Source organism: Vreelandella sulfidaeris Esulfide1, from assembly GCF_054072535.1.
The window spans coordinates 228507-252007 of the sequence record NZ_JBSVSF010000002.1; the positions used below are offsets into that span (position 1 = coordinate 228507).

25 protein-coding genes and 5 pseudogenes are annotated in these 23501 nt (G+C 52.0%); 11 read left to right on the forward strand and 19 right to left on the reverse strand.

The genetic code is table 11. From position 1 onward, the window contains the following. Nucleotides 1–305: 305 nt before the first annotated feature. Entirely contained in the window at nt 306–764 is a 459-nt protein-coding gene (locus ACW44H_RS20915; RefSeq protein ID WP_035555996.1) for a hypothetical protein, read from the reverse strand. A gap of 27 nt (nt 765–791) precedes the next feature. After that, complete coding sequence (locus ACW44H_RS20920; protein WP_457509117.1) at nt 792–950, reverse strand: hypothetical protein; 159 nt, start codon at nt 948–950, stop codon at nt 792–794. Between the two features lie 40 nt (nt 951–990). Between ACW44H_RS20920 and ACW44H_RS20925 the strand changes: the two genes are divergently transcribed. Then, a protein-coding gene (locus ACW44H_RS20925; protein WP_253504891.1) for an IS3 family transposase occupies nt 991–2078 on the forward strand; the annotation gives its coding sequence in 2 pieces (ribosomal slippage) (nt 991–1252 and nt 1252–2078; 1089 coding nt in all). Between the two features lie 44 nt (nt 2079–2122). Here ACW44H_RS20925 and ACW44H_RS20930 read toward each other — a convergent pair. From ACW44H_RS20930 to ACW44H_RS20960, 7 genes and pseudogenes are all read right to left on the reverse strand, one after another. Next, nucleotides 2123–3325, reverse strand: a pseudogene (locus ACW44H_RS20930) (APC family permease); the annotation flags it as partial. A gap of 165 nt (nt 3326–3490) precedes the next feature. Further along, nucleotides 3491–3871, reverse strand: coding sequence for a MauE/DoxX family redox-associated membrane protein (locus ACW44H_RS20935; protein WP_235272585.1), 381 nt, complete (start codon nt 3869–3871; stop codon nt 3491–3493). Then, complete coding sequence (locus tag ACW44H_RS20940; RefSeq protein ID WP_235272586.1) at nt 3868–4077, reverse strand: hypothetical protein; 210 nt, start codon at nt 4075–4077, stop codon at nt 3868–3870. The genes ACW44H_RS20935 and ACW44H_RS20940 overlap by 4 nt, the downstream gene beginning before the upstream one ends. A gap of 239 nt (nt 4078–4316) precedes the next feature. Beyond that, on the reverse strand, nt 4317–4733 hold the full coding sequence (locus ACW44H_RS20945) for a hypothetical protein (protein ID WP_035555993.1): 417 nt from the start codon (nt 4731–4733) through the stop codon (nt 4317–4319). A gap of 128 nt (nt 4734–4861) precedes the next feature. Then, nucleotides 4862–6153: pseudogene (locus ACW44H_RS20950) on the reverse strand (ISL3-like element ISPpu12 family transposase). A gap of 21 nt (nt 6154–6174) precedes the next feature. After that, nucleotides 6175–6687, reverse strand: coding sequence for a signal peptidase II (lspA, locus tag ACW44H_RS20955; RefSeq protein WP_095622753.1), 513 nt, complete (start codon nt 6685–6687; stop codon nt 6175–6177). 3 nt (nt 6688–6690) lie between these two features. Further along, nucleotides 6691–7590: a cation transporter gene (locus ACW44H_RS20960; protein ID WP_113271304.1), complete on the reverse strand. Its 900-nt coding sequence runs from the start codon at nt 7588–7590 to the stop codon at nt 6691–6693. A 95-nt stretch (nt 7591–7685) separates the two neighbouring features. On the opposite strand from ACW44H_RS20960, the gene cadR reads away from it, so the two are divergent. Beyond that, the gene (cadR, locus tag ACW44H_RS20965) at nt 7686–8093 is read left to right on the forward strand and encodes a Cd(II)/Pb(II)-responsive transcriptional regulator (RefSeq protein ID WP_035566955.1); all 408 of its coding nucleotides are present in this window, start codon (nt 7686–7688) and stop codon (nt 8091–8093) included. A 173-nt stretch (nt 8094–8266) separates the two neighbouring features. On the opposite strand, the gene ACW44H_RS20970 is transcribed toward cadR, so the two are convergent. Then, on the reverse strand, nt 8267–9352 hold the full coding sequence (locus ACW44H_RS20970) for an OprO/OprP family phosphate-selective porin (protein ID WP_113271303.1): 1086 nt from the start codon (nt 9350–9352) through the stop codon (nt 8267–8269). 280 nt (nt 9353–9632) lie between these two features. On the opposite strand from ACW44H_RS20970, the pseudogene ACW44H_RS20975 reads away from it, so the two are divergent. After that, nucleotides 9633–9950, forward strand: a pseudogene (locus ACW44H_RS20975) (TorF family putative porin); the annotation flags it as partial. Between the two features lie 68 nt (nt 9951–10018). On the opposite strand, the gene ACW44H_RS20980 reads toward ACW44H_RS20975, so the two are convergent. Both ACW44H_RS20980 and ACW44H_RS20985 read right to left on the reverse strand, forming a co-directional pair. After that, nucleotides 10019–10603 carry a copper resistance protein B gene (locus tag ACW44H_RS20980; RefSeq protein ID WP_457509118.1) on the reverse strand — a complete coding sequence of 195 codons (585 nt, stop codon included), beginning with the start codon at nt 10601–10603 and terminating at the stop codon, nt 10019–10021. Between the two features lie 194 nt (nt 10604–10797). Further along, nucleotides 10798–11175, reverse strand: coding sequence for a multicopper oxidase domain-containing protein (locus tag ACW44H_RS20985; protein ID WP_274542015.1), 378 nt, complete (start codon nt 11173–11175; stop codon nt 10798–10800). Between the two features lie 286 nt (nt 11176–11461). Here ACW44H_RS20985 and ACW44H_RS20990 point away from each other — a divergent pair. The 8 genes and pseudogenes from ACW44H_RS20990 to ACW44H_RS21025 form a co-directional block, all read left to right on the forward strand. Continuing rightward, nucleotides 11462–12549 (forward strand): IS3 family transposase gene (locus ACW44H_RS20990; RefSeq protein WP_253504891.1). Its coding sequence is split into 2 segments (ribosomal slippage): nt 11462–11723 and nt 11723–12549, totalling 1089 coding nucleotides; the frame shifts between segments, so codons are not numbered across the junction. Nucleotides 12550–13082: 533 nt separating this feature from the next. Next, complete coding sequence (locus ACW44H_RS20995) at nt 13083–13685, forward strand: c-type cytochrome (protein ID WP_241524669.1); 603 nt, start codon at nt 13083–13085, stop codon at nt 13683–13685. Between the two features lie 399 nt (nt 13686–14084). After that, complete coding sequence (locus ACW44H_RS21000; protein WP_113271210.1) at nt 14085–14420, forward strand: copper-binding protein; 336 nt, start codon at nt 14085–14087, stop codon at nt 14418–14420. 231 nt (nt 14421–14651) lie between these two features. Continuing rightward, entirely contained in the window at nt 14652–16544 is a 1893-nt protein-coding gene (locus tag ACW44H_RS21005; protein WP_457509119.1) for a copper resistance system multicopper oxidase, read from the forward strand. Continuing rightward, nucleotides 16531–17448 carry a copper resistance protein B gene (locus ACW44H_RS21010; protein WP_113271223.1) on the forward strand — a complete coding sequence of 306 codons (918 nt, stop codon included), beginning with the start codon at nt 16531–16533 and terminating at the stop codon, nt 17446–17448. The genes ACW44H_RS21005 and ACW44H_RS21010 overlap by 14 nt, the downstream gene beginning before the upstream one ends. A 200-nt stretch (nt 17449–17648) precedes the next feature. Beyond that, entirely contained in the window at nt 17649–18263 is a 615-nt protein-coding gene (locus ACW44H_RS21015) for an undecaprenyl diphosphate synthase family protein (protein ID WP_113271211.1), read from the forward strand. A 434-nt stretch (nt 18264–18697) separates the two neighbouring features. Continuing rightward, nucleotides 18698–18967 (forward strand): annotated as a pseudogene (locus ACW44H_RS21020) (L-histidine N(alpha)-methyltransferase); the annotation flags it as partial. 158 nt (nt 18968–19125) lie between these two features. Further along, nucleotides 19126–19317 (forward strand): annotated as a pseudogene (locus ACW44H_RS21025) (hypothetical protein); the annotation flags it as partial. A 114-nt stretch (nt 19318–19431) separates the two neighbouring features. Here ACW44H_RS21025 and ACW44H_RS21030 read toward each other — a convergent pair. From ACW44H_RS21030 to ACW44H_RS21060, 7 genes are all read right to left on the reverse strand, one after another. Beyond that, a complete protein-coding gene (locus ACW44H_RS21030) occupies nt 19432–19908 on the reverse strand; it encodes a c-type cytochrome (protein ID WP_113271212.1) in 477 nt (158 codons plus the stop codon). Beyond that, the gene (locus ACW44H_RS21035; protein ID WP_113271213.1) at nt 19901–20767 is read right to left on the reverse strand and encodes a WD40/YVTN/BNR-like repeat-containing protein; all 867 of its coding nucleotides are present in this window, start codon (nt 20765–20767) and stop codon (nt 19901–19903) included. The genes ACW44H_RS21030 and ACW44H_RS21035 overlap by 8 nt, the downstream gene beginning before the upstream one ends. Nucleotides 20768–20790: 23 nt before the next feature. Next, nucleotides 20791–21534: a cytochrome c biogenesis CcdA family protein gene (locus tag ACW44H_RS21040; protein ID WP_113271214.1), complete on the reverse strand. Its 744-nt coding sequence runs from the start codon at nt 21532–21534 to the stop codon at nt 20791–20793. Between the two features lie 16 nt (nt 21535–21550). Continuing rightward, nucleotides 21551–21934, reverse strand: coding sequence for a hypothetical protein (locus ACW44H_RS21045; RefSeq protein WP_101146723.1), 384 nt, complete (start codon nt 21932–21934; stop codon nt 21551–21553). Nucleotides 21935–21946: 12 nt separating this feature from the next. Continuing rightward, nucleotides 21947–22495: a TlpA family protein disulfide reductase gene (locus tag ACW44H_RS21050; protein WP_101146722.1), complete on the reverse strand. Its 549-nt coding sequence runs from the start codon at nt 22493–22495 to the stop codon at nt 21947–21949. A gap of 14 nt (nt 22496–22509) precedes the next feature. Then, nucleotides 22510–22950 carry a DUF411 domain-containing protein gene (locus ACW44H_RS21055; protein WP_113271215.1) on the reverse strand — a complete coding sequence of 147 codons (441 nt, stop codon included), beginning with the start codon at nt 22948–22950 and terminating at the stop codon, nt 22510–22512. 100 nt (nt 22951–23050) lie between these two features. Continuing rightward, nucleotides 23051–23287, reverse strand: a complete 237-nt coding sequence (locus ACW44H_RS21060; protein ID WP_035562998.1) for a hypothetical protein — start codon at nt 23285–23287, stop codon at nt 23051–23053. Between the last annotated feature and the right edge of the window lie 214 nt (nt 23288–23501).

A 23501-nucleotide genomic window follows, 5' to 3' on the forward strand; every position in this document is an offset into this window, starting at 1 on the left:
AAACCTAGCCGGCGGCCTAATATCTGTCATGCATGCTCAGTAAGGAGGTTGCATGGATTTCGATTTTGATAAGCTAGTCTATCCAGAAACGGTTGTTATTGATGGTGTGGAGCACAAAGCTCAGAGGGATACCTTCAAAGAAAAATGAGTATCCCTTATTCAGAGGAACCCGACGTGGGAATGAAAGCAGTGATAGTTCAAAAGGCAAGCAAAAGAGAAATACACCTCAAGGTAACTGATGTTCAGTTTCTCGAAAGTCTGCAATGCTGCAAACAGGGTATTTCTCATTTGTTTCGAAATAGTCTTCAGACATCTTTCATTCGTCCTGTTTGGCGAACAAGGCGCATGGCTTCGTGTTCTTCTAAATCCAAAAGTGCATCCACCAACTCTTTGGTCTCAGGGATTTCCGCTTTGCCAGCCAAGCTGCGATAAAGACTGATTGCTTGCTCATGGAAGTCGAAAATCTCGTGACAAATATCGTCAAAACTCAACTCGGCGTAAGGAGCATCGCAGGTCCGATGCGTACGGATAGGTTTATGCTCTAGATAGTCATATACATATGTTTTTAATGCCTTTGTGTCGGCTTGTTGCTCAAAGCGTGCAACAACACGCTGCATTTCTGCTTCGTGAGCAGCTAAATAATTGAGCAGCATTTGAGCACGCTCTTCTTCATGCTCGGTGGCGCAGTGGGCTAGGCAACTAGCGAGATGTTCATGTAGCTGACGCGTCCAATCAATCAAATCACCAAACGTTCTGACTTCCATGGGATAGCTCCTATAGCGCTATTAATGTTAATGAGCGTGGTGAGAATGCTCGCTATCGTCTGATGTGCCGCGTTTGGCGAGGAACATCCACTCACCTAGCAAAATGATCGCCATTACTACGCCTGCAATCATAAGAACAAAAGGGTCTGAGGTGGGGTAATCCCCCCGAAAAACCAGGGTGCTCAAAAGTAGAATTTTCCGTAAGCTAAACGCAGGGAGATTCTGCATGAAAAAATCACGTTTTTCTGACAGCCAAATACTGTCAATCCTCAAGCAAGCCGAAGGCGGTGCCCCGGTTCCGGAGCTATGTCGTGAGCACGGTATGAGCAGCGCGACCTTCTATAAGTGGCGAGCTAAATTCGGTGGTATGGATGCGTCCATGATGGCACGGCTAAAAGAGCTAGAGGATGAAAACCGACGGCTCAAGAAGATGTATGCCGAGGAACGATTGAAAGCGGATATCCTCAAGGAAGCCATCGAAAAAAAGTGGTGAAGCCGTCTCGTCGCCGTGAGATGGCGCAGAAAGCCGTCATGGAAAAGCACGTCAGCATCCGCCTAGCCTGCTGGATGTTTAGCATCAGTGAAAATTGCTATCGATACCAAGCGAAGCTCCGCGGCGAGAACGATCAAATCGCCGACTGGTTGATCACGCTGACGCATAACCAGAGAAACTGGGGCTTTGGCTTGTGCTTCCTGCACCTACGTAATGTGAAAGGCTTTCGTTGGAACCATAAGCGGGTCTACCGGATTTACCGAGAGTTGGAGCTGAATCTTCGGATCAAACCGAAGAAACGGTTAATCCGCGAGAAGCCTGAACCTTTAGCGGTGCCTGAAACGATTAATGACAGCTGGTCTATGGATTTTATGCATGACCAACTGAGCGACGGTCGTCGCTACCGTCTACTGAATGTGATCGACGACTTTAACCGAGAAGGTCTTGGTATCGAAGTAGACATCTCGTTGCCTACTGAACGAGTTATCCGGGCGCTAGACCAGATCATTGAATGGCGTGGTAAGCCGCACTCTATTCGTTGTGACAACGGGCCAGAATATATCAGTGGTAAGTTATCGGCATGGGCGGAAGGTCAAGGTATTCAGCTGATGTTTATCCAGCCAGGAAAACCCCAGCAGAATGCTTATATAGAACGCTACAATCGAACGGTGCGCTATGACTGGTTAGCCCAATACCTGTTTGAAAGTACCGAAGAGGTTCAGGATTACGCCACTCGTTGGCTCTGGCACTACAATCACGAGCGCCCTAATATGGGGCTTGGAGGGATCACCCCTCAACAGAAACTGGCCGCTGTGGTCTGAACTCTACTTTTGAAACCCTCTGAAAATGGGGGGATTACCGTGGCTTTTACCCAAATAAAGCCCAGCAACACAATGGCGTCCAGCAGTATGGCAATGACCAGTATGATAGGGTTGGCGCTCACGCTCTCTTTAAGATGCCGCAGCACACCCCAGTGAATAGCGATATCCATGATCAAATAAAGAATAATGCCGAGTGCTGCGATACGGCTCAGGTCAAAGAAGGCCGTGAGCACCAAACCGAATACAATGGTGTATACCAACGTGTGCTTTTGCAGGCTGCCGGGCATGTGAAAATGACGGTGCGGTACCAGTTTCATTTCCGTCAGCATCGCAAGCATGCGCGAAACGGCAAAGACGCTGGCGATAATCCCACCGGCGGTAGCCAGCATGGCGAGTATCACAGTAAAGGCAACCGCCGCTTCACCAAGCGCGGGCCGAGCCGCAGCGGCCAGCGAATAATCTTGTGTTTCAATAATTTCTGATAAGGAAAGGTTGCTGGAGCGGCAAAGCCGACAAGCGCATAGATCACCATGCATAAGGCAATTGAGATCATAATCGCTCTACCGACATTCCGTTTGGGGTTCTTAAGCTCCGAACCGATGTTAGTAATAGTCGTGAAGTCTTTAAAGGCTAAAATGCCCAGTGCCGTTGCGCCTAAAAAAACCTGCGATTGTAGGCGAAGGTGCTTCGCTGCTTGCCCCCATTTCGAGAGAATCGGCAACAAACACACCGACAACACCAAACACAACAATACCGCCTATTTTGACGAACCCGAGTACCGAGGCAACCGTCTCAATTAGCTTGTTGGCGGATAAATTGACCAAGAAGGCCGCTAGTAGTAAACCAACACCTAATAGAGGGGCATAAAAGGAGCGATCCCCTAATTCCAAGGTGTACGAGCCAAAGGTTCTCGCCAGAAAGCTCTGCGCGATCACCATAAAAAAATACATCAAAAGCGCATGAAAAGCGGTGGGGAGTGTTGGGCCGTATGCTTTCTGAAGGTACATGCCGATGCCGCCCGCCGATGGGTAGGCATTGGACATCTTTACGTAAGAATAAGCGCTGAAAGAAACGATCACCGCAGCGGCCAAAAAAGCGAGAGGAAAAAGATAACCGGTCATTTCGGCCATCTGGCCGGTTAACGCAAAGATACCAGCCCCAATCATCACGCCTGTGCCTAATGCAACGGCACCGACCAGCGAAAGACTGCCTTCTTTATACTGTGGCGTTCTGTCCTGTTTCGCCATAAAAAAAGCTACCTCTTCAATATCGACAGCGACTACCCTCGCTGTTTCGGATAGAAATGAATGAAGTTACCTTACCTACAGCATGGGTGACGATTCTGAACGCAACCTGAACAACGCAGAATGAAGACATGATCCCGATCAAGTGTTTGGCGAAAATAGGCTTACTCATCCGAGCAGCATTCGAAGCGGCATCCACAGTCCCACGGTACCGACGAAAAGCGCCAGTGGCGCGGCCAGCCAGATAAGGGTACCCGCTAACATCAGTAGCCCCGCCAGCGTTTCAGCGTAAGGGTAAACATAGCTATAGGGGACATGGCGCTGGGCAAGCAGATCGTAGTTGAGAAACATGGTGCTGAAGCTTTCTACGTCTTGAAGCTTTTGCAGACCCAAGAGCACCATCGCAGTGGCAACGGCGTACTCTGGCATACGAGTGGTGAACAGGGAGCCTTGGGCAGCCCAGCTAAAGGCAAAGCCGATCAATAGCGCGGTGGCGAAAATCGCCAGCACCGGACGATAGGTAATGGACTTAGCGTAAGGAACGCTCATCCCCAGGTGCTCGCGGAGTTCTTCATAGCCGCCGATACGTTCATCGCCAAGATATACTTGAGGCGTTGTGTCGCATTTTCCTGTTCTTTAAACGCGTCAATTTCTTCCCGTGAGGCCAACAAGTTATCGTCAACTGTGAAGCCTTTACGCTTGAGTAGATCAACCGTTTTCAAACCGAACGGGCACATATGCTCGACGGTTTTCATCCGGTAAACCTGTGCAGAGGCAGTGGATGTTGACGTTGGTATTGTTTTTCCTTCGCTAAGAATATGGTATTTGCTAAAAATATAGAACCTTTGTGCTACACAAAGGCAAGTATAGCCTGCTCATTTATTTTAAAATTCTAGCTACGGTTACGAATAGGTTTCTTCAATGATAAAAATATATGTTAAATAAAAGGGCCAGCATAAAGGCTGGCCCTGTATCTTAAATTAGTGACTATATATTAATAGTCAACATGTAACTCATAACGGTTATCATCATTTGCGTTACTGCCACCCCCTGATCTTCCTGTAACTTCGAGTTGATAATTCCCAGGTTGCAACTGATGGACAAGGTTGAAGTGGCCTTGTGGACTGGACGCTTCTGCTACTCGTTGTCCAGACTCATTGTAAAGAACTGCTGAAATGCGGTTACCATAGCTCCTTATGCCGGGAAAATGCTCACTCGTCACTTGTAGGGTAGTCGCTTGTTCAATATTGATATTGAAACGTTTGGATTGCCCCTGAGCAAGAATCTGTGTAGAAGATACGCCTCTTTCAAGCGTCGGAACGCCTTGAGAGGTGTTGCCTTGGCTAGCCAAGACAGGTGTAGATAGTATAGTCGCTACCGTTGCGCCAAAAATAATTGCTTTAATTTTCATGATAATTACTCCAGTGGTTGATGACTTGTTTATATTAGCTGTGGTTTTTGAAATGAAGCTGAATTTAAAAGGGTATACGGATTTAATGGTTGATGGGGCACCTTCACCCCATCAATCTGATACCACCCTCAGATGGTTGATAGATCGACTCCGTAGTTGAGTTCCTCTGCGAAGTCCGGCAGTCCGTAACCGATGGTTTTCTTGTAGAAAGGAGAGACCTTCGCAGTCGGTGCCTTCTTCTTGTGCTTCGTGGTGTAGAGCATTCGTGCCCGCATCACCTCGAAGGAGTAACCGCGCCCTTCACGGTTCTTGTCCTTGGCCAGTCGGTTGATGGACTCCGTGTAAGCGTTGGTGACGGGCATGTCCGTCTCGAAGTAGGTCATGGTCTCTTCGCGCCAGTTTCCCACTGCCCTGACCAGATCGCTCCAGACTTCCTTTTGGCCCTTCGGGATGGTGGCTATCCACTCGTCCAGGGCGGCTTCTGCCTGGAGCCGTGTGGTGGCGTCCCAGATGCCGTAGAAGCGCTCCTTGTGCTCGTAGGCGGCCAGCAGTTGCGGGAACGCGCCTGTCCAGGTCTCCATGATGAGGCGCTCCCGGTCTGAGACTTCGTGAGCGCGTTTCAGCAGGATTTTCCGGTCTCCCTTGAGAGTCCGGCTCTGGGACGGTTTCAGCTCCTTTCTGAGGCCCTTGCGCACTCTCTCTAGGGCATCGTTGGCCATGCGCACCACATGGAACTTATCGACCACGATACGGGCCTGGGGCAGCACAGCCTTGACCGCTGCCCGGTAGGGGTTCCACATGTCCATGCTGACGATCTCGACCTTCTGCCGGTCTTTCAGCTTCATCAGGTAATTGGTCACCACGTCCTGGCGGCGGGTGGCCAGCAGGTCGAGCAGGGTTCGCTCCTCGATGTTGGTCAGGATGCAGCGGTAGCGCTTGTTCAGGTATAGCTCGTCAATGCCCAGGATGCGGGGCGTCTCGAAGCGGTGCCAGCGCCCCAGGAACTCGGCGCGGGCGTTGAAGATGTCGCGCACCGTCTTCTCGTCCAGGCCGGTCTCTGTGCCGCCACAAAGGTGTAGGGGTGGTTGAAGGATTCCTTCTCCACGTACTCATGCAGCCGCAGTGTCATACGGAATCCGTCCACCACCTCCGGTAGCTGGGGCCTGAATGTTGTCTTGCAGGCCCGGCAGGTGTATCGGCGGCAGACCACCCAGAGAGTGACCCGCTTGCCTTGGATGGGCAGATCACGATGGGGAACATCACGCTTGCCGAACCGCACGAACTCACCCTGCACGCCGCATTCCTCGCAGGCGATCGGATCGGGCACGTCCACCTGGAAGTGCATTTCGTCGTCGGTTGATTTGCAGCCCAGTACTTGGTATTGCGGCAGGTGAAGGATGTTGTCGGGAAGTTCGGTCATGGTGTTGTATAGGCGTAGGTGTCAGTCAGATCCATCCGGCTCGGCATTGGTGTTTGTTTTTTTACCCAACAAGCTGCCGGAAACGAAAAGTAAGGCACCGAGGACAATTGCAATATCAGCCAGGTTGAAGGCCGGCCAATGCCAGTCTCGCCAATAGAAATCAAAGGAATCCACAACATAGCCGCGAAAGACCCGGTCAATCAGGTTGCCCATGGCGCCACCGAGGATAAGACTGTAAGCGATGGCTTCTCCTTTATGACGATTTTCAAGGATAAGCTTGATCAGAAAAATCGAGACCACCACCGCGATTCCGATAAAAAAGTAGCGCTGCCAGCCTCCACCATTCGCAAAAAGACTGAATGCGGCACCGGTGTTCCATACGTGCACCCAGTTAAAGAACGGGGTCACTGAAATAGACTCGCCATAGGCCATTGATTGCTGCACCAGCCACTTTACAGCCTGATCAGACGCTGCCAGCAGGCCCGATATGGACAACAGGGCATACGGCGAGAGCTTTTTGCCAATAATGAGCATTATTTAACCCTTCAACGCCAAAATGCGTCTGGCACCGTTAAGTACAATGCCCCCCGCGATGGTGCCGATAATCAGATCCGGATAATTGGAACCGGTCCACGCGACCAGGGCGCCGGCGGTGATGACCCCCAGGTTGATCACCACGTCGTTGGCCGAGAATATCCAGCTTGCCTTCATGTGCGCCCCGCCTTCCCGATGTTTGGATATGAGCAGCAGACAACTGGTATTGGCAATCAATGCGACGAATGCGATAGCCATCATCACCAGCGATTCAGGCTCACTACCGAATACAAAGCGTCTCACCACCTCTACGAGCACGCCCACAGCCAAGATCAGTTGCAGTACACCAGCAAGATGCGCGGCACGTACCTGCATTTTCACGCTATGTCCAACCGCATAAAGGGCAAGCCCGTACACCGCCGCATCGGCAAAATTGTCCAGGGATTCTCCAATCAGGCCGGTGGACTGGGCGATCAGACCGGCAGTCATTTCCACCACGAACAGAAGTGCATTGATGCCGAGCAACCAGCGCAGGGTCCCGGATTCTTGCTTAGCAGAAGCTGCCGAAAACTCGGCGGCCTTGATGGTCTCCGGATTTGCAGCGACGGTTTCCTGAAGCGAGGCGCCTAGCCCCAAGGTCTTCAGTTTCGAGGTGACGGGCTCGACCTCGCCGTCATGCACGACCTTCAGCCGGCGGTTCGACAAGTCGAAGGACAGCGCCCGAATCTCCTCAAAGCCGTTCAGGGCTAGGCGAATCATTCGCTCTTCTGATGGACAGTCCATCTTCGGCACGGCATAAACGCTGACCCATCTCCCCGGCGCTTCGGAGGAGGCCTGTATATCGGTATCCGCCGCGGACGTTGCATCACCGCCACAGGCGCCGCCACCACAGGATTTGTTCATGATACGACTCCACTTGAACAATGTTGTGGTACCATTTAAAACTATAAAGCTACTATAAGGTCAATAGAGTAAAGAATCCGTTGGGGAGGAGGCTGATGCGTATTGGTCAGTTGGCGCAGTTGGTAGGGGTCGAAACACAGACGATCCGCTTCTATGAACAGCAAGGCTTGTTGCCGCCGCCTGATCGGCAGGACAACGGTTACCGTGTCTATACCGAGAAGCATGGTGAGCGGCTGGCCTTCATCCGTCGCTGCAGAATCCTAGGCCTGTCACTGGCTGAGATTCACGAACTACAGAGCTATCAGGACGACCCTCATCAGCCTTGTACCGCCGTCAACGCCTTGCTCGATGATCACATCTCTCATGTGCGGTCGCAGATAACCGCTCTGCAAGCGCTTGAGAAACAACTCGTTTCACTGAGAGCGAGTTGCAACGATGACCGGGAAGTTGAGGCGTGTGGGGTTCTTGCTGGAATTAGCGAAGGAAACATGCACCAGCAGTAGGTGAAGCATCAACCAGATAATCCGATGAGATGCCGGTCTGTCTCACTCTCATGCAAAGGTAAGATCAACCATTTAATCCGCTTACCCATTAATATCTGCCCAAAACCTGAGTATTTCATTAACTCTCAAGAACTATATCAAGCCGCAAACTCATTCAAGCGACCTCCATGCGGTCAAAATGCATATTGTAACCTCGCACGCACTTCATCTCCGCTAGCGCCATTGGCTTCTTCGCCATCCATGTAGCTCATTCCAAGTCGAACATTCTTGTTGGCGTAATAGTTAACGCCCAGTGTTGTTTGCTCACCGTCGGTCGTGGCCAGCCCCACATCACTGTATTTTCCGTCACCATCCTCAAAGCGGGCAACAACTTCCCAGGCCCCTTTGGGTGATGCCGGTTTTACCCGCTTGAATGCTCCGGCTTTGTAAGGACGGCTTTCGCCGGTGATGATCCAGCCAAGCTGTACGTAATAGCCATCAACATCCACCTGGCCTTCCTCGGAATCGAAATATTCGGCCTGGGCATGGAAGGGCCCGAAAGCGCCGGCGAGCTCCAGATTAAACGTATCGACCTCATCGGCCTGAGTGTCGGCATCACGCGTGGTATAACCCGCACCAAGATGAACAACCATATTGTTCGTTTGAATCGGTGCAACCGTGCCCCGTGCGGTTACTGCCGTGTTATTGAAGTCGTCGCTGCCATTGCCGTCTGCCTCGAAGTAGCCGATACCGTAGGTCCAGTTGCCGCCTTTGCCACTGAGCTGGATGCCGCCGCTGCGACCGGGGGCATAACGCTCGGTCATGGCAGATCGCTCAAGCGCTGAGATGTCTTTTGAGCTCGTTAATTCTTCCAGGCCGAATGGCTCTTTCTGTTTACCGATAGTCACGGTTGCAGCTGAGCCAAATCCCATGTAACGAATGTACAGGTCTTCAGCAGTACCGCCGTCGGCGCCATCACTTTCAGCGACGTTGAACTGGGTCTTGTACGCCCAGTCGCCAAAGTGGCCCTTGGCGTAGAGGCGTGCCCGGCGCACATCGAAATCGGTAGTGTCAACACCGTTGTCGTCAGACTGCGTGGCGTCGTAATCCCACTGAATGCGCCCGCCGAGCTGAAAAGACGCAGAGTTATCCGACACTTTCACTTTGATACCGCTGTCGGTATCGATCACAAGGTCTTCGCCGCTGGTCGTAACGTTTCCGGCCTGTGCAGCAGAAGCGGCAGAAATCGCCAAAGCCAAGCCCAAATATTTCTTGCTCATGATCTGTCTCACCTTTTTCGGTTTGCTTGTGTGTGTTGAAGCGCGATTAAAGTCTATTTGGCAAAGATTACAGAATGGTTACAGAGAATGCATCAAAACAGGGCGCTGGTCCGGGCCGGTGACAGGTTCTGGGGCGCTAGGTGTTGCGGTCGTTTTTCGGGGGCAAGCTCAGAATGTGCCGATTTGTCTCTATAATTATGATAAAAAAGAATAAATAAGATGTGGCAAGACTTTTGCTGATCATATTTGGAGCAATGAAACCCAACCGAAGGTATCCATTATGAAGAAGCAGTTTTTCACCAAATCCGGATTTATCAGTATCACTTTGCTTGCAGCACTTCAGGCTGCGCCCGCCATTGTTAGCGCTGACGTCAGCTCAAATGTGAGCGCCAGCAGCAACTATCTGTTCCGGGGCGTCACCCAGACAGACGGGGCTGCGGCTGTCCAGGGAGGGTTGGATTATGAGCATGCGTCGGGCTTCTACGCCGGTGGCTGGGGTTCCAATGTCGATTTTGGTGACGGCACCAGCTATGAGCTTGATCTTTATGCCGGATTCTCCGGCTCTGTGGAAGAACTGGGTTATGACGTTGGGTACATTTAAAAATAAAAACAATAAAAAAAACGTCACCAATTGGTGACGTTAAAAGTTACCCATTACCAGAGTTGTTAGAACATCATTCTAACACCGGCCACCACTCCAGTGTCTTCCGTGTTGTCGCCACTGGCGCGGGTGAGATCCGCCGTGTCGCCGTACTCTTTCTCCCAATAAGCACCGATGTAGGGGGCGAAGCGGCGGGTTACCTGATAGCCCAGACGCATACCGACACGAACGGAGTTAAGCCCTTCGCCCACGCCAAATTCTCCAACTTCGCTGGCGGCCACGGCGATTTCGGTACGCGGCTGTAGGTAGAGCCGCTGCGTCAGGCGCAGATCGTACTCGCTTTCCAGGCTGGCGGAGATATCGCCTTCATCGCTTATCCTCAAGTCGAGATCGGTCTCGAAGCGATAGGGGACGAGCCCCAATAGGCTGATGACGCCGAAATAGCGTTCGGGATGGTCATTCGTAGCGATACCGCCCTGATAACCGATGCCGCCCTGAAGTTCCCAGAAGTCGGCAATCAAACGACTATAAAGCAGGTCGAGGGACTCGAATTCTGCATCTTCGCCATCGCCCTGGACGTTTTCGCCTTCGCCTTCCACGTATAGGCGATTGAAATCACCGCCATACCAGGCCTGGAAATCCCAGACCAAGACATCCCCCCCTTGTCGGGCGAAGCATATTCCAAGCGATCGACCAGTACCGTGGTCATCGGGTGCTCCACGACCGGTGACGGCCAGCCGGCCGGGGCGTCATAGCCGTCTTCGGCTTGAGCAGTCGTGGCGGCGGCCATGCCGAGGGCGGCGCTGGCGAGGGTTACGTAGTACTTGGTTTTCATACTGCCTCCTTAAGAAACCTGAACAACGCGGAACATGCCAGCATCCATGTGATAGAGAAGGTGGCAGTGGAACGCCCAACTGCCCTCGGCGTCTGCAGTGATCAGCGCAGACACGCGCTCGCCGGGCTTCACGTTCACGGTGTGTTTGCGCGGAATCAATTCACCCTGGCCGTTTTCCAGCTCCATCCACATACCGTGGAGGTGGATAGGATGCTCCATCATGGTGTCGTTAATGAGGATAAGGCGCAGTCGCTCATCTTTCTCAAAATGGATGGGGCCGGTCACTTCGCTAAACTTCTTACCGTCGAACTGGGCACCGATAGGCACTTGGCCACACTGGTTGAGCGACTGCGTTAGCTCGAAAGACTGCTGAGGGTAGAGGCTCACTAAGCATTGACTGTCGCGGGCGCGGTTCGGCCATCACTCAGTGCCATTATCGAAGTAAGACGGTAATAGTGAATCTGGCAGTCGTTACCATGGCACTTGGACAACCATCTGTGCCAAGAATCGCTCCTGGTGGGTGCCTTTCTCCTTGCTCTGGTACTCAAATTCAATAAGCGAGAAGTGCTACATCGGGTAGCTCTTTCAGGTAGTGGCCAATTGGTAATCCCCCCGAAAAACCAGGGTGCTCAAAAGTAGAATTTTCCGTAAGCTAAACGCAGGGAGATTCTGCATGAAAAAATCACGTTTTTCTGACAGCCAAATACTGTCAATCCTCAAGCAAGCCGAAGGCGGTGCCCCGGTTCCGGAGCTATGTCGTGAGCACGGTATGAGCAGCGCGACCTTCTATAAGTGGCGAGCTAAATTCGGTGGTATGGATGCGTCCATGATGGCACGGCTAAAAGAGCTAGAGGATGAAAACCGACGGCTCAAGAAGATGTATGCCGAGGAACGATTGAAAGCGGATATCCTCAAGGAAGCCATCGAAAAAAAGTGGTGAAGCCGTCTCGTCGCCGTGAGATGGCGCAGAAAGCCGTCATGGAAAAGCACGTCAGCATCCGCCTAGCCTGCTGGATGTTTAGCATCAGTGAAAATTGCTATCGATACCAAGCGAAGCTCCGCGGCGAGAACGATCAAATCGCCGACTGGTTGATCACGCTGACGCATAACCAGAGAAACTGGGGCTTTGGCTTGTGCTTCCTGCACCTACGTAATGTGAAAGGCTTTCGTTGGAACCATAAGCGGGTCTACCGGATTTACCGAGAGTTGGAGCTGAATCTTCGGATCAAACCGAAGAAACGGTTAATCCGCGAGAAGCCTGAACCTTTAGCGGTGCCTGAAACGATTAATGACAGCTGGTCTATGGATTTTATGCATGACCAACTGAGCGACGGTCGTCGCTACCGTCTACTGAATGTGATCGACGACTTTAACCGAGAAGGTCTTGGTATCGAAGTAGACATCTCGTTGCCTACTGAACGAGTTATCCGGGCGCTAGACCAGATCATTGAATGGCGTGGTAAGCCGCACTCTATTCGTTGTGACAACGGGCCAGAATATATCAGTGGTAAGTTATCGGCATGGGCGGAAGGTCAAGGTATTCAGCTGATGTTTATCCAGCCAGGAAAACCCCAGCAGAATGCTTATATAGAACGCTACAATCGAACGGTGCGCTATGACTGGTTAGCCCAATACCTGTTTGAAAGTACCGAAGAGGTTCAGGATTACGCCACTCGTTGGCTCTGGCACTACAATCACGAGCGCCCTAATATGGGGCTTGGAGGGATCACCCCTCAACAGAAACTGGCCGCTGTGGTCTGAACTCTACTTTTGAAACCCTCTGAAAATGGGGGGATTACCAATTCAGAATGCCATTGTCTATCCCGTCGATGATACTCCGATATACGGGCTGAATTTATACAGTAATTCTTTAGCACAAATTCTGAGTTATCCCTACTCCATGCGCCACGATATGGAAGGTTATGAGCGTTGGCGAATGGTAACTCGCATAGACAGTTTAAGTTCAGCTTCGATTCAGCTTGATGGGCTAAGCTGACGATTATTCTGCATTTCTGTTCATTAGTTACCAGGAATCCCGCTATGGCATCTTCGACGATAGTACAGACGCTATTGCGGCGTCAGAATGTGGTTCTGACTAGACGAAAGCTATAAAAGGGAAAGTAATGAGACTACTTCTTGGCGCAATTCTAGCGCTAATCGTACTAGCCGTGGGCACAGCCGCCTTCGTCTATAGTGGAATATATAACGTTGCTGCGAGTAATGACCATACAGCAATCGGGAAATGGACATTGCATACAACAATGCATAACTCGGTCAAGGCAGCTGTTGGAGATATGACTGTTCCGGATTTGAGCGATAACGACATGATCCAGCAGGGCGCGAGTGCCTATGACTCGCTATGTGCTGCCTGCCACCTCAAGCCCGGTCTCAAGGACACGGTACTACGTGCAGGGCTCAATCCTATGCCGCCCAACTTAACAGAACAGGGCCATTGGGGACCGGCTGAGCAATTTTGGATTGTTAAGCATGGTATAAAAATGACTGGCATGCCGGCTTGGGGCGCAACACACGAGGACGAAGAGCTCTGGGAAATGGTGGCGTTCCTTAAGACGCTGCCCGAGCTTTCAGAGCAGGAATATAACGCTTTGATACGGCCAAATGAGACGTCATCAAGCAGACAGACTGGTAATGGGCACGCCCAGGACGATGGTCATGACCATGACCATGGGGACATGAGTGGAATGATAGACTCGTCTACCAATGAAGTTGAAGCCTCCAATGATGACGGCCACGATCATGACCATGGGGAGATGAATGGAATGATGGGATCACCGGAATCAGGCACTACGGAAGAAATATCAAGTAGCGAGTCTACTCCGCCTGACCGGAATGAAGCAGAGCTGGATGATCACTATGCTGACGGCCATGCACACTGAGAGAAGGCCAGCGTGACATGTCAGGCGCTTGTTGCTCGCAGAGGATAAGAGGATTACAGGCCAGTTGACCGAAGCCCTCGTGGATGAAAGGTATCGGGTGCTGCCACAGCATACGGCGGCGGACGTTGAATAACTAATGGGTAGCGAGGAGTACAAACTGGTGTTTCTTGATCTGGGCCTGCCCGATGGTTTTGGCCTTGAATTGGTGGATCGCAGGTGGCGGGGTGGCCGCCGAACCCAACCCTGACTGAAGTAGTCACCGGGAAGATAAGATAACGGGCTACACCGAAGTGCGGATGAATATTCACAGGGCTTAGCGTGTGGCGACACTACCAGCCAAACTCGACGTGGGTATATTACTGCCCTGTTGTTGGAAAAACATATTATGAGGATACAGATATGATCCCTATTAGATCCCTCTTAGCAGCCGCCACTCTGGCTGTTGCATTTCTTGCGCTGCCTGCCGCCGCTGATACGAATCACAGCCAGGGGCACGATGATAATGGGGATCATTCTCAAGATGCTCAAGCGGTCCAGGGCGAAGGCACCATAAAAGCGATCGACTCTGAACAGCAGCAGATAACCCTTACCCATGGCCCGGTTGAAGCGCTTGGTTGGCCCGCGATGACCATGCCGTTTAAGGTCTCTGAGCGTAACTTGCTGGAAGGTGTTGCGGTTGGGGAAAAAATCCGTTCCGAGCTCGGTTCCAATACGGAAATTATCGGTATATATTAAAACTAGAAAATGGCTAAGCAGGCATGACGACCTCCGGATTCGCTGTGCCTGCTTTTATAGAATTCGCTATTGCTCAGTTGAAAGATATAAAAATAACAGAGGGTGGGGAGGTAGGGCAGCAATTATACCATGCCGCTGTCCAGCTCTTACCCCAATATGAACTCTTCGCCTGTCGATACCTCTCATTGGGTCCGCCGTCGTCAGGATAATCAAGCGTACAAGGAGGTACTAATGAAAGATCAAAGCCGTTTTAGCGAGCTAAGTTCGATGTCGCGTCGTAGGTTCCTCGTCACAACAGGCTCATCAACACTAGCCAGTTACCTGATGCTCAACCGCCCAGCGTGGGCGTTGAATGCCGATGTTGCTCGTTCTGGAAACTTTGGTGAACTGGATGCGACTGCAGAGGAAGGAATCGATCTCTATCTCGAAAACCAGGATCTGCTAATCGGTGGCCGCGTTGGCAGGGGGATTACCATTAATGGCTCTATCCCCGGACCGGTCATCCGCATGACAGAAGGCAAGGATGCGCTGATACGCGTCCATAACCGCCTGCCTGAATCGAGTTCAATTCACTGGCATGGCATTCTTTTACCATTCGACATGGATGGTGTGCCAGGTATTAGCTTTGCCGGTATTCCCGCAGGCGAGACCTTCACTTATCGCTTTCCGGTCCGACAGAACGGTACCTACTGGTATCACAGTCATTCCGGCTTTCAGGAGCAACTCGGTCACTACGGTCAATTAATCGTCGACCCCGCCCAAACAGACCCGGTTGATTACGACGTTGAGCATACGGTTGTCCTGTCGGACTGGACATTTGAAGACCCTCATAATGTGTTCCGTAATCTCAAAACCATAGAGGGCTATTACAATTTCCAGCGGCCGACCCTGGCAAATATCGATGACCAGATGCAGGCAACGGGCATGGCGCTGGGTGAGGTCATTGGCAAACGACTGTCCTGGCAAGGGATGCGGATGGACCCTACCGATATTGCCGACGTCACAGGTGCCACCTACACCTTCCTCATGAATGGCAAGTCGGCTGACGAGAACCCGGTGTTCCTTGCCGAACCCGGCCAGAAGGTTAGGCTGCGTATCGTCAATGCCTCGTCCCAGACCTACTATGATGTTCGCATTCCAGGCCTGCCGATGACCGTTGTTCAGGCTGATGGTCAAGATATCAAACCGGTCGAAACAGATGAGTTTCGCATCGCCGTAGCCGAGACCTACGATGTGATTATTACCTTGCCTGACGACCAGGCTTACACGCTCTTTGCAGAAACCATGGATCGCAGCGGCTATGCCCGCGGAACCCTGGCTTCACGGGTCGGCATGTCTGCAGCCATTCCCGAGCCCCGACGCAGGCCCATGCTTAACATGGCCGACATGGGCATGATGATGAAGGGTGGCATGGAAGGCATGGAAGGCATGGAAGGCATGGAAGGCATGGAAGGCATGGAAGGCATGGAAGGCATGGAGGGGATGAACCATGGTGCACACGACAGCATGGTGATGCCGATGGGTCGGCATGCTGCCAATGGGTTACCGACCGAAAATTTGGTAGAACGCGTCAAACACGGCCCATCCGGTCATGGCCCGGCCAGTATCACCATGGCTCAGTCCGCCTACCGACGTCTGGACTATCCTGGGGCAGGCCTTGGGGATGATGGCTGGCGGGTGCTGACGTATAGTCAGCTGCGGGCTCTGGAACGCCCCCCGCTTAGGCGCCCACCGACCCGGGAGTTCTACCTGCACCTGACGGGCAACATGCACCAATTCATCTGGGGCTTCGACGGCAAGAAATGGTCCGAGTCGGACATGATCCGATTCGAGTATGGTGAGCGTCTGCGCATAAATATGATCAACGACACCATGATGAGTCACCCAATCCACCTGCACGGCATGTGGATGGACCTATATGCAGGAGGCGACCTCGACACCAATCCGCGCAAGCACACGGTAAATGTTCAGCCGGCTGAACTGCTGACCGTAGACATTACCGCTGACGCACCAGGACAGTGGGCCTTCCACTGTCACTTGCTTTATCACATGGAGGCAGGCATGTTTCGTACAGTCGCTGTTGTCCGTTCCTTGGAAGGAGGATCGATCAATGCTGATGCATAGCACTCGCCTCTTAACGGCGATGGCCGTCGCTGCTCTACTTTCCGCCCCTGCGATGGGACAGAATAAGTCCGGCATGGGAAATATGCCGAACACCTCGGATCTTCCAGTCCATCAGGAATCCGCGAAGTACCACCAAGGCTCAACGCCTGATCTTGAAGTTCCGCCGCTCCCTGAAGGCATGACGCTGGATGAGGTGTTCAACTATGCGGAAAGCGACCCACCCTCGCACTTCCCCGACCCGGTACCCGACGACCAATTGTTTGGGTTCGTGCGCTTCGACCAGTTTGAGTACCGTGTTACGGATGATGATGCCCCCGGTAACTTAGGCTGGGAAGCTGATGCCTGGTTCGGTGGTGATATCAACCTATTCTGGTGGAAGACTGAGGGGGAGGCGATTTTCGATGGCGCCAACGAAGGGGAAAGCGAGAACGATTTCCTTTATTCGCGGCTTATTACACCTTTCTGGAGCGTTCAGACCGGTGTCCAGTACGCTAACGAATGGACCCCCGATGATTACGAGGATCGCTGGTCGTATGTGCTCGCGCTGCAAGGTTTGGCCCCTTATCAGCTCGAACTCGATAGTTCGCTGTATGTTTCCGAGGACGAGGATCTGACGTTAGAATTCGAAGGAGAGTACGACCTCCGTATCACCCAGCGTCTGGTGCTTCAGCCCCGTGCGGCAATGAGCTTTGCGGCTCAGGACATTCCTGAACGGAATCTCGGGTCTGGCATGACCAATGCCGACTTGGACCTGCGCCTGCGCTATGAAATCAAGCGGGAATTTGCCCCTTATATAGGCGTACGCTACCAGTCCTTCGTTGGCGAAACTGAAGACATCATGGCTGCAGCCGGCGAGAAGACCGAACAGTGGCTACTTATGACCGGGGTGCGCTTTGCGTTTTGATTCTAGAAACAGCAGCTCGGGAAGGCTTTCATCCTGAACATTCAACTATGCAAGGCGATGCGCGCCAACTCTGGCGATCCATTCGGGCTATTCTGGCACTGCCCGGCGATAAGCCAACCCCGCTGCGTCTTGCAAAAGCCGACAGGCTATTGAGGTGAATCTCTAGTTGACCGTTCGCGAGCTATTGAAAGGATGTTTGAATGGCGAAAAATAATATTCCGTGTCATGTCGGTTTCATTCCTGATGGAAACCGTCGCTGGGCCCTGGATCATGACCTGCCCAAAGAAGCCGGATATGCTCATGGTATCGACCCGGGATTGCTGCTGTACGAGAAATGTAAAGAATGCGGGATTCAGGAAACAACAATCTTCTGTTTTACCCAGGACAACACCAAACGGCCTTCCATTCAGAAAAAAGCATTCAGCGAGGCCACCGTTACATTCGCTTTAGAGATCGTACGCCGTGGAGCCGCGCTTCTTGTTGTCGGCGATGAGACCTCGGCACAATTCCCCGAGGAATTAAAAGAATTCCGGCAGCGCCAAGGTGCTGGAATGAAAGTGAATTTACTCGTCAACTATGGTTGGGAATGGGATCTAGCCGGCCTTAAAAACGGTGGCCTGCGTTCAGATGAAGTTTCACGTCTGGATTTAATAGTACGCTGGGGAGGGGGATCGCGCTTAAGCGGTTTTCTCCCGGTGCAATCAGTTTATGCGGATTTCTATGTCAGGGAGGAATATTGGCCAGACTTTGCACCGCACCATTTTGAGGACGCACTCGCTTGGTTTAAAAACCAGGACCAGACACTCGGTGGGTAATGGCTTCAACGGCCTGTGAGAAAAACTTACGAGCGCCGAGTCTATATGAAGACTTTGTGCAGGATAGCTAGGATCTCGCCGTCAAGAATGAGGAGTACGTCGCGTACTCTACACGGAAAAACACCGTCAGCTAGTTGTCATTCCGCAGCGCCGGGCAGACCATCGACCTGGATCCGATCATGGCGGAGCTAAGTGGCATCGAACTGCATTCTTATGGTCGACAGCTGTGGCGCACGAGCTGGTTGGGGCCAACAAACGTGGCTTTTCTGGACGGATGCGAACGCAAGAAACTAATAGGACACTCACTCGAACAGAACTCAACAATGATTTTTTCTGCCAATACAGTGCAGCCTGGGCAGTAGTACTAGAATAGACATGAAACAGCAGGGGTGTGCCCGTTCCCTCAAAAACGGTTGTGCATGTGAACTGCTAAAATAGATCCCGCGAATTTTTCCCACCAGGCGTTCTTCAACGAAGAGTATTCCCGTATCGAGATGCATCTGGTCAGTCAGTAGTCTCAAGTCGCCACTATTGAAGGGGAGCGCTTCAGTTTTCTGGAAGGGGAGACGGTTCACACTGAAAACTCGTATAAATACACGGTCGAGGGGTTTCAGGCGTTGGCTGGTCGTGCGGGATTTGAGGCGCTCTCGTCCTGGACCGATGCGAATAGCTTGTTTAGCGTCCACTACCTGACGCGTGCCTAGGGGACACTGATAGCGCGGCTACTACAACTCCGCATCAAGCGCTGATAGGGAAGTCCGAGGACAGGCCAATCCGCTAGCACACATAAGGGGTCACGCCAGCTCGCGGAGTCACTGGTAGAAACGCGGCGCGCTGAGCCACAAGCGGCCACTAACGAAGAGACACCTACGGCGACGTCGGTGGCAACTCCACCAGCTACGAAAAGGGGTGCGGCGTTCCCGAAAATGAGAGGGAGCTGGAAGCCGCCTTTACGGGCAACCATGGCTGGTTCTTCCGCAACCGAAATGACCAGGAGGTGACTGTTACACTGCGTATCGATGGCAATTACGGCGAGCTTAAATGTATGATGTAAGCTGCTAGAAAAGCAACGCCCCACCGTAAAAAATGCATGACAGGGGCTTTGGTTAGCTGGCGTGACAAAGGATGAATTGTAAATATGAAGAGAACAACAGCCTCATATGTGCCATTATTCGGGCGTTGCTACAGATGACTCAGGGAATGGAGCTTGCTCGCTTTCGTCTGCTTGGTGACGCCTTTGCTCTTGTGTCCATAAGGTCTTGAGATAATTCACCACATCGCGTATCTCGCTGGGAGCCAAAACTTCCTGGTACGCTGGCATCGTTAGTCTATCGGTTTTATTCCAGGGGTCGCGCCAACCTTCGGCTACGATTCGATAAAGCATCGCATTCGAGTGTTTCCAAGTATGTCCCTCTGGCCCATGTGGTGGGGCGGGTAATTCTCCCCGGGAATTTTGCTGCTGCCAATTGGGCATGCCTTCGCCTTGTGTACCGTGGCAACTGGCACAGTATTGTCGGTAAACTTTTTTTCCGTCATCCAACTGAGGCGTATCGTTTGAAGAAGGGCGGCCCTCAGCCATAGCGTGCCCCACACCAACAACACTTAACGTCAGCCATGAGGCAATGAAAAACCAGCGCTTACGCATCGGGATAAGTCCATGATTGGCCTTCGTCTTCACTGTGTAGAAGCTTCCCTTTCTGGTTTAAACCATAGAGCGTGCCTTTGGGGGAGAGGGTAAGCGCAACGAGTACTGTGCCGTCACCAGCTACTGGTTGCCACTCTTGTCCACCCGTTTCGCTACGCCATAGGCCCTGCTGAGTAGCCACATAGACTCGCTTTGGGTTGTCAAGGCTATATGCCACATCATAGACGCTGCCAGCATCAAGTTCTCCGGTCGGTCTCCAGCCGCAAAAGCAGTCCATCGATAGACGCACCGCATCGTCAGATACCGCGTAAAGCCAGCCGGTCTGCATGCTGCCTTCCATGTCCGAGTGAACGAGTCGGTTAACCTTTTGTGAAGGGCCGCTGTCCATTTTCTTCCAGGTGTTGCCAGCATCCTCGCTTTGGTAGATGCCGTTTTCGGCAATCACCGCATAAAGTGTTTCGTCCTGGCGGCGATGCACGGTTAGCGCAGTCACCTCCCGGCTAGGTAGGTTAGCGCTGAGCTCTTGCCAGGTTTCTCCATTGTCGGTGCTACGCTGCACCCCAATTGAGGTGCCTGCAATATAGAGCGTTTGCGAGTCAGTATAGGGAACCGATACCGCTAGCAACTGGCCTTCAGTCACGTCTTCGGGCAAGGGAATCGCATTCCAAGCCATGCCTTCGTCGGTACGCTGAAATAGCTGGTTGGCCTCAATCTTAAACAGGCGTTTGCCTGTTACGTCATAATGCAATGAAAGCAACCCTTCTTCGGTTGCCAAGGCCGTACTGGTGCTGCCAAGGCTGACTGCGACCAAACCTGCCAGCAAGAAGACACGTAAAAAACGACTCTTGATGTTGTACATTTCAATATTTCCTTAAATAACCATTAACCGATAACACCGAGGGCAGGGAAAGTGCGCAATAACCAATATGACAGCTCGGATAGTTTGCCAGTGATCATTAAGCTACCCATCAGAATCATGATCAATCCAGCCGCGATATGTATAAAGCGCCCCCAGCGGCGCAAGAACTGCTGGTGCTTTATGAAGCGATCAAGTGAAAGGGCACTTAGCATGAAGGGCACGCCCAGACCCAAAGAATAAACGCCGAGCAACGCCATCCCGCTCCAGGCGTTGGCCGTGGAGGCGCTGACGGTAAGAATGGCACCCAGAATTGGGCCAATGCAGGGGGTCCAGCCAAATGCAAACGCTAAACCAAGTAAGTAAGCTGCACTGCGGGTTCCACCGACGTCCTTCAGTCGACCCATAAACCGCCATTCTTGATGAAACCAGCGCCATGGCATGAGCCCGGTCATGAAGGCGCCAAACAGGACGACGATAAGGCCACCGACTAGGTTTGCTTCTTGGCGATACACCAGCAGCAGACGACCAATGGCAGTGGAGCTGGCTCCCAGCAACAAAAAAACGGTTGAAAAACCGAGCACGAACCATATCGACTGGGTTAACACCCGCAGACGTTCTCGTCTATCCGCTTCCTGTAATTGTCCGAGCGAGCGGCCGGTCATGAAAGAAAGATAGCCAGGCACAAGTGGCAAAACACAGGGCGAAATGAACGAGATCAGGCCTGCCAGAAAGGCAGTGACCAGTCCTATATTGGCTACTTCAAGCATTACCCTTTACCCATGGCTAGGCTTGGAATTTAGATGAGGACTGCTTGATTGACTCGCTTTGATCGACTAGTTGGCGAGTGGTAGGCGCTGTTCCGGCATTCACTTCTGAAGCGTCTTCTACCCGAGCCTGAACATTGGTAGCGTCGCTTTGCTCGGTCGCTTCACCTTTTTTGTCTTTGCACTTCATCATGCATAGGCCTAATCCGCACATAATGAGACATGGCAATAGGCTCAATAGAATAGGCGCAATGCCTAGCAAAACCAGATTATCCCAGCCAAAAGCAAGGCCGCCAGCCACTGCCACGCTACCCAGCAACATCAGGCCGCGTGACCCTGTCAAAAAGCCATTTAGCCCCGATTTTTGTTTGCCCTGTTGGGTTTTGTCGTCACAACAACTCATGGTGCTACCTCATTATCTGGTTGCAATCATTTCGGCAAGAAAGTCGATCATGTCTTGAGTATTCCACTCGGCTTCCCCCACGAGGCGCCCAATTTCTTTGCCTTGGCGGTCAAGTAGAAGCGTCGTGGGAATACCTACGGCCCCAAGATCTGCGCTAGCCATTCCGGTTTTATCTATATAGGGAGCCAGATGTTCAATGCCTATCTCTTGATAGAATTCATTAACAATCTCGACCCCCTTACGGTCGATCGATAAGGCGACCACCTCAAAATCATCGCTGCCAAGCTCATCTTGTAGGGCATCTAAAGTGGGCATTTCCTCTCGGCAAGGCCCGCACCATGTTGCCCAGATGTTGAGTAGAATCAGCTTTCCTTCAAAGTCAGCCAACGTGAAAGGGGTACCGTCGCTATCCTCGAAGCTGATTTGTGCCACATCGTTGGGGGTAGCCCAGAGAAGAAACCCCTGTGGCCCTGAACTTTCTGACGGGGCGGCCATGGCAAGGGATGTGGCAGTCATCAGAAATACAGCTACGAAATGTCCTGTCAGGATGGGGTGTTTCATCGCCGCACTATCCTTTAGTGAGTCGCGTAAATGTCGGGGGTCTCAGTCGATTGCGAGGCGATGGCATAGACTTCCAACGGGCCACGCTTTTCTCCCGACATGCCCGGTGAGCCAAGCGGCATTCCCGGCACACTCAGCCCTATGATAGAGGGCTTTTCATCAAGCACTTGGGTCACGCTCTCAACAGGCACATGCCCTTCGAAGAGATAGTCCCCTACGACCGTGGTATGGCAGCCATGCAGTTCTTCAGGGACGTTATACTCGGCTTTCATTTTAACAAGATCATGGGTGTCGATCGTCTCCACGTCGAAGCCGTTTTGTTCCAAATACTTGGCATATTCGGCACAACACCCGCAATTGGGATTTTTGTAGAGAGTCGCTGATATATCAGCCGCCAATCCCGATACGGGAAAAGCCAGCAAAGACGTAACGGCAAGCGCTTTCCAATGTTTCATATGTTGTGTGTCCGGTTAGATATCAGAGAGGAAGGTCCAAGCGACGCTATCCGCATGATGAAAAGGTTGCTTGCGTACAAGCAACCCTATCCGAGCCGCTTTAAGCGTCGTCGTTCTCATGCTGCATGTTTTCCATCATGGCGTTACATTTTTCCATCATGGACTTCATATCGCCCATCATGTCGTGCATACCCCCTGCTTGCATCATATTGCTATGCATGGCGTTGCCCTCCATCGGCTTCTGTTGATTCTCTTCTTGGGCAAGAAGCGAGCTAGCTCCGAAGCTGCTGGCAGCAACAATGGCAGTAAACAGGATCGCAGTATTACGTTTACGCATGACACTCTCCTCTGTGTGTGAGTCACTCTGCCAAACGCGCTGGTGGTAGGACTTGATTACGGTTTTTTATCCTGTGGCAGAAGTGCTTTTTTAAGATATCCTTAAAGCAGACTTTAAGGTCAAGGCCTCATTTTAAATTTCGTTATACAACCTAAATGTTTGTCATGAGCGCTCAGCTGAAGACTTGACCTTTGGGCAGCCTAACGGTTGTAAG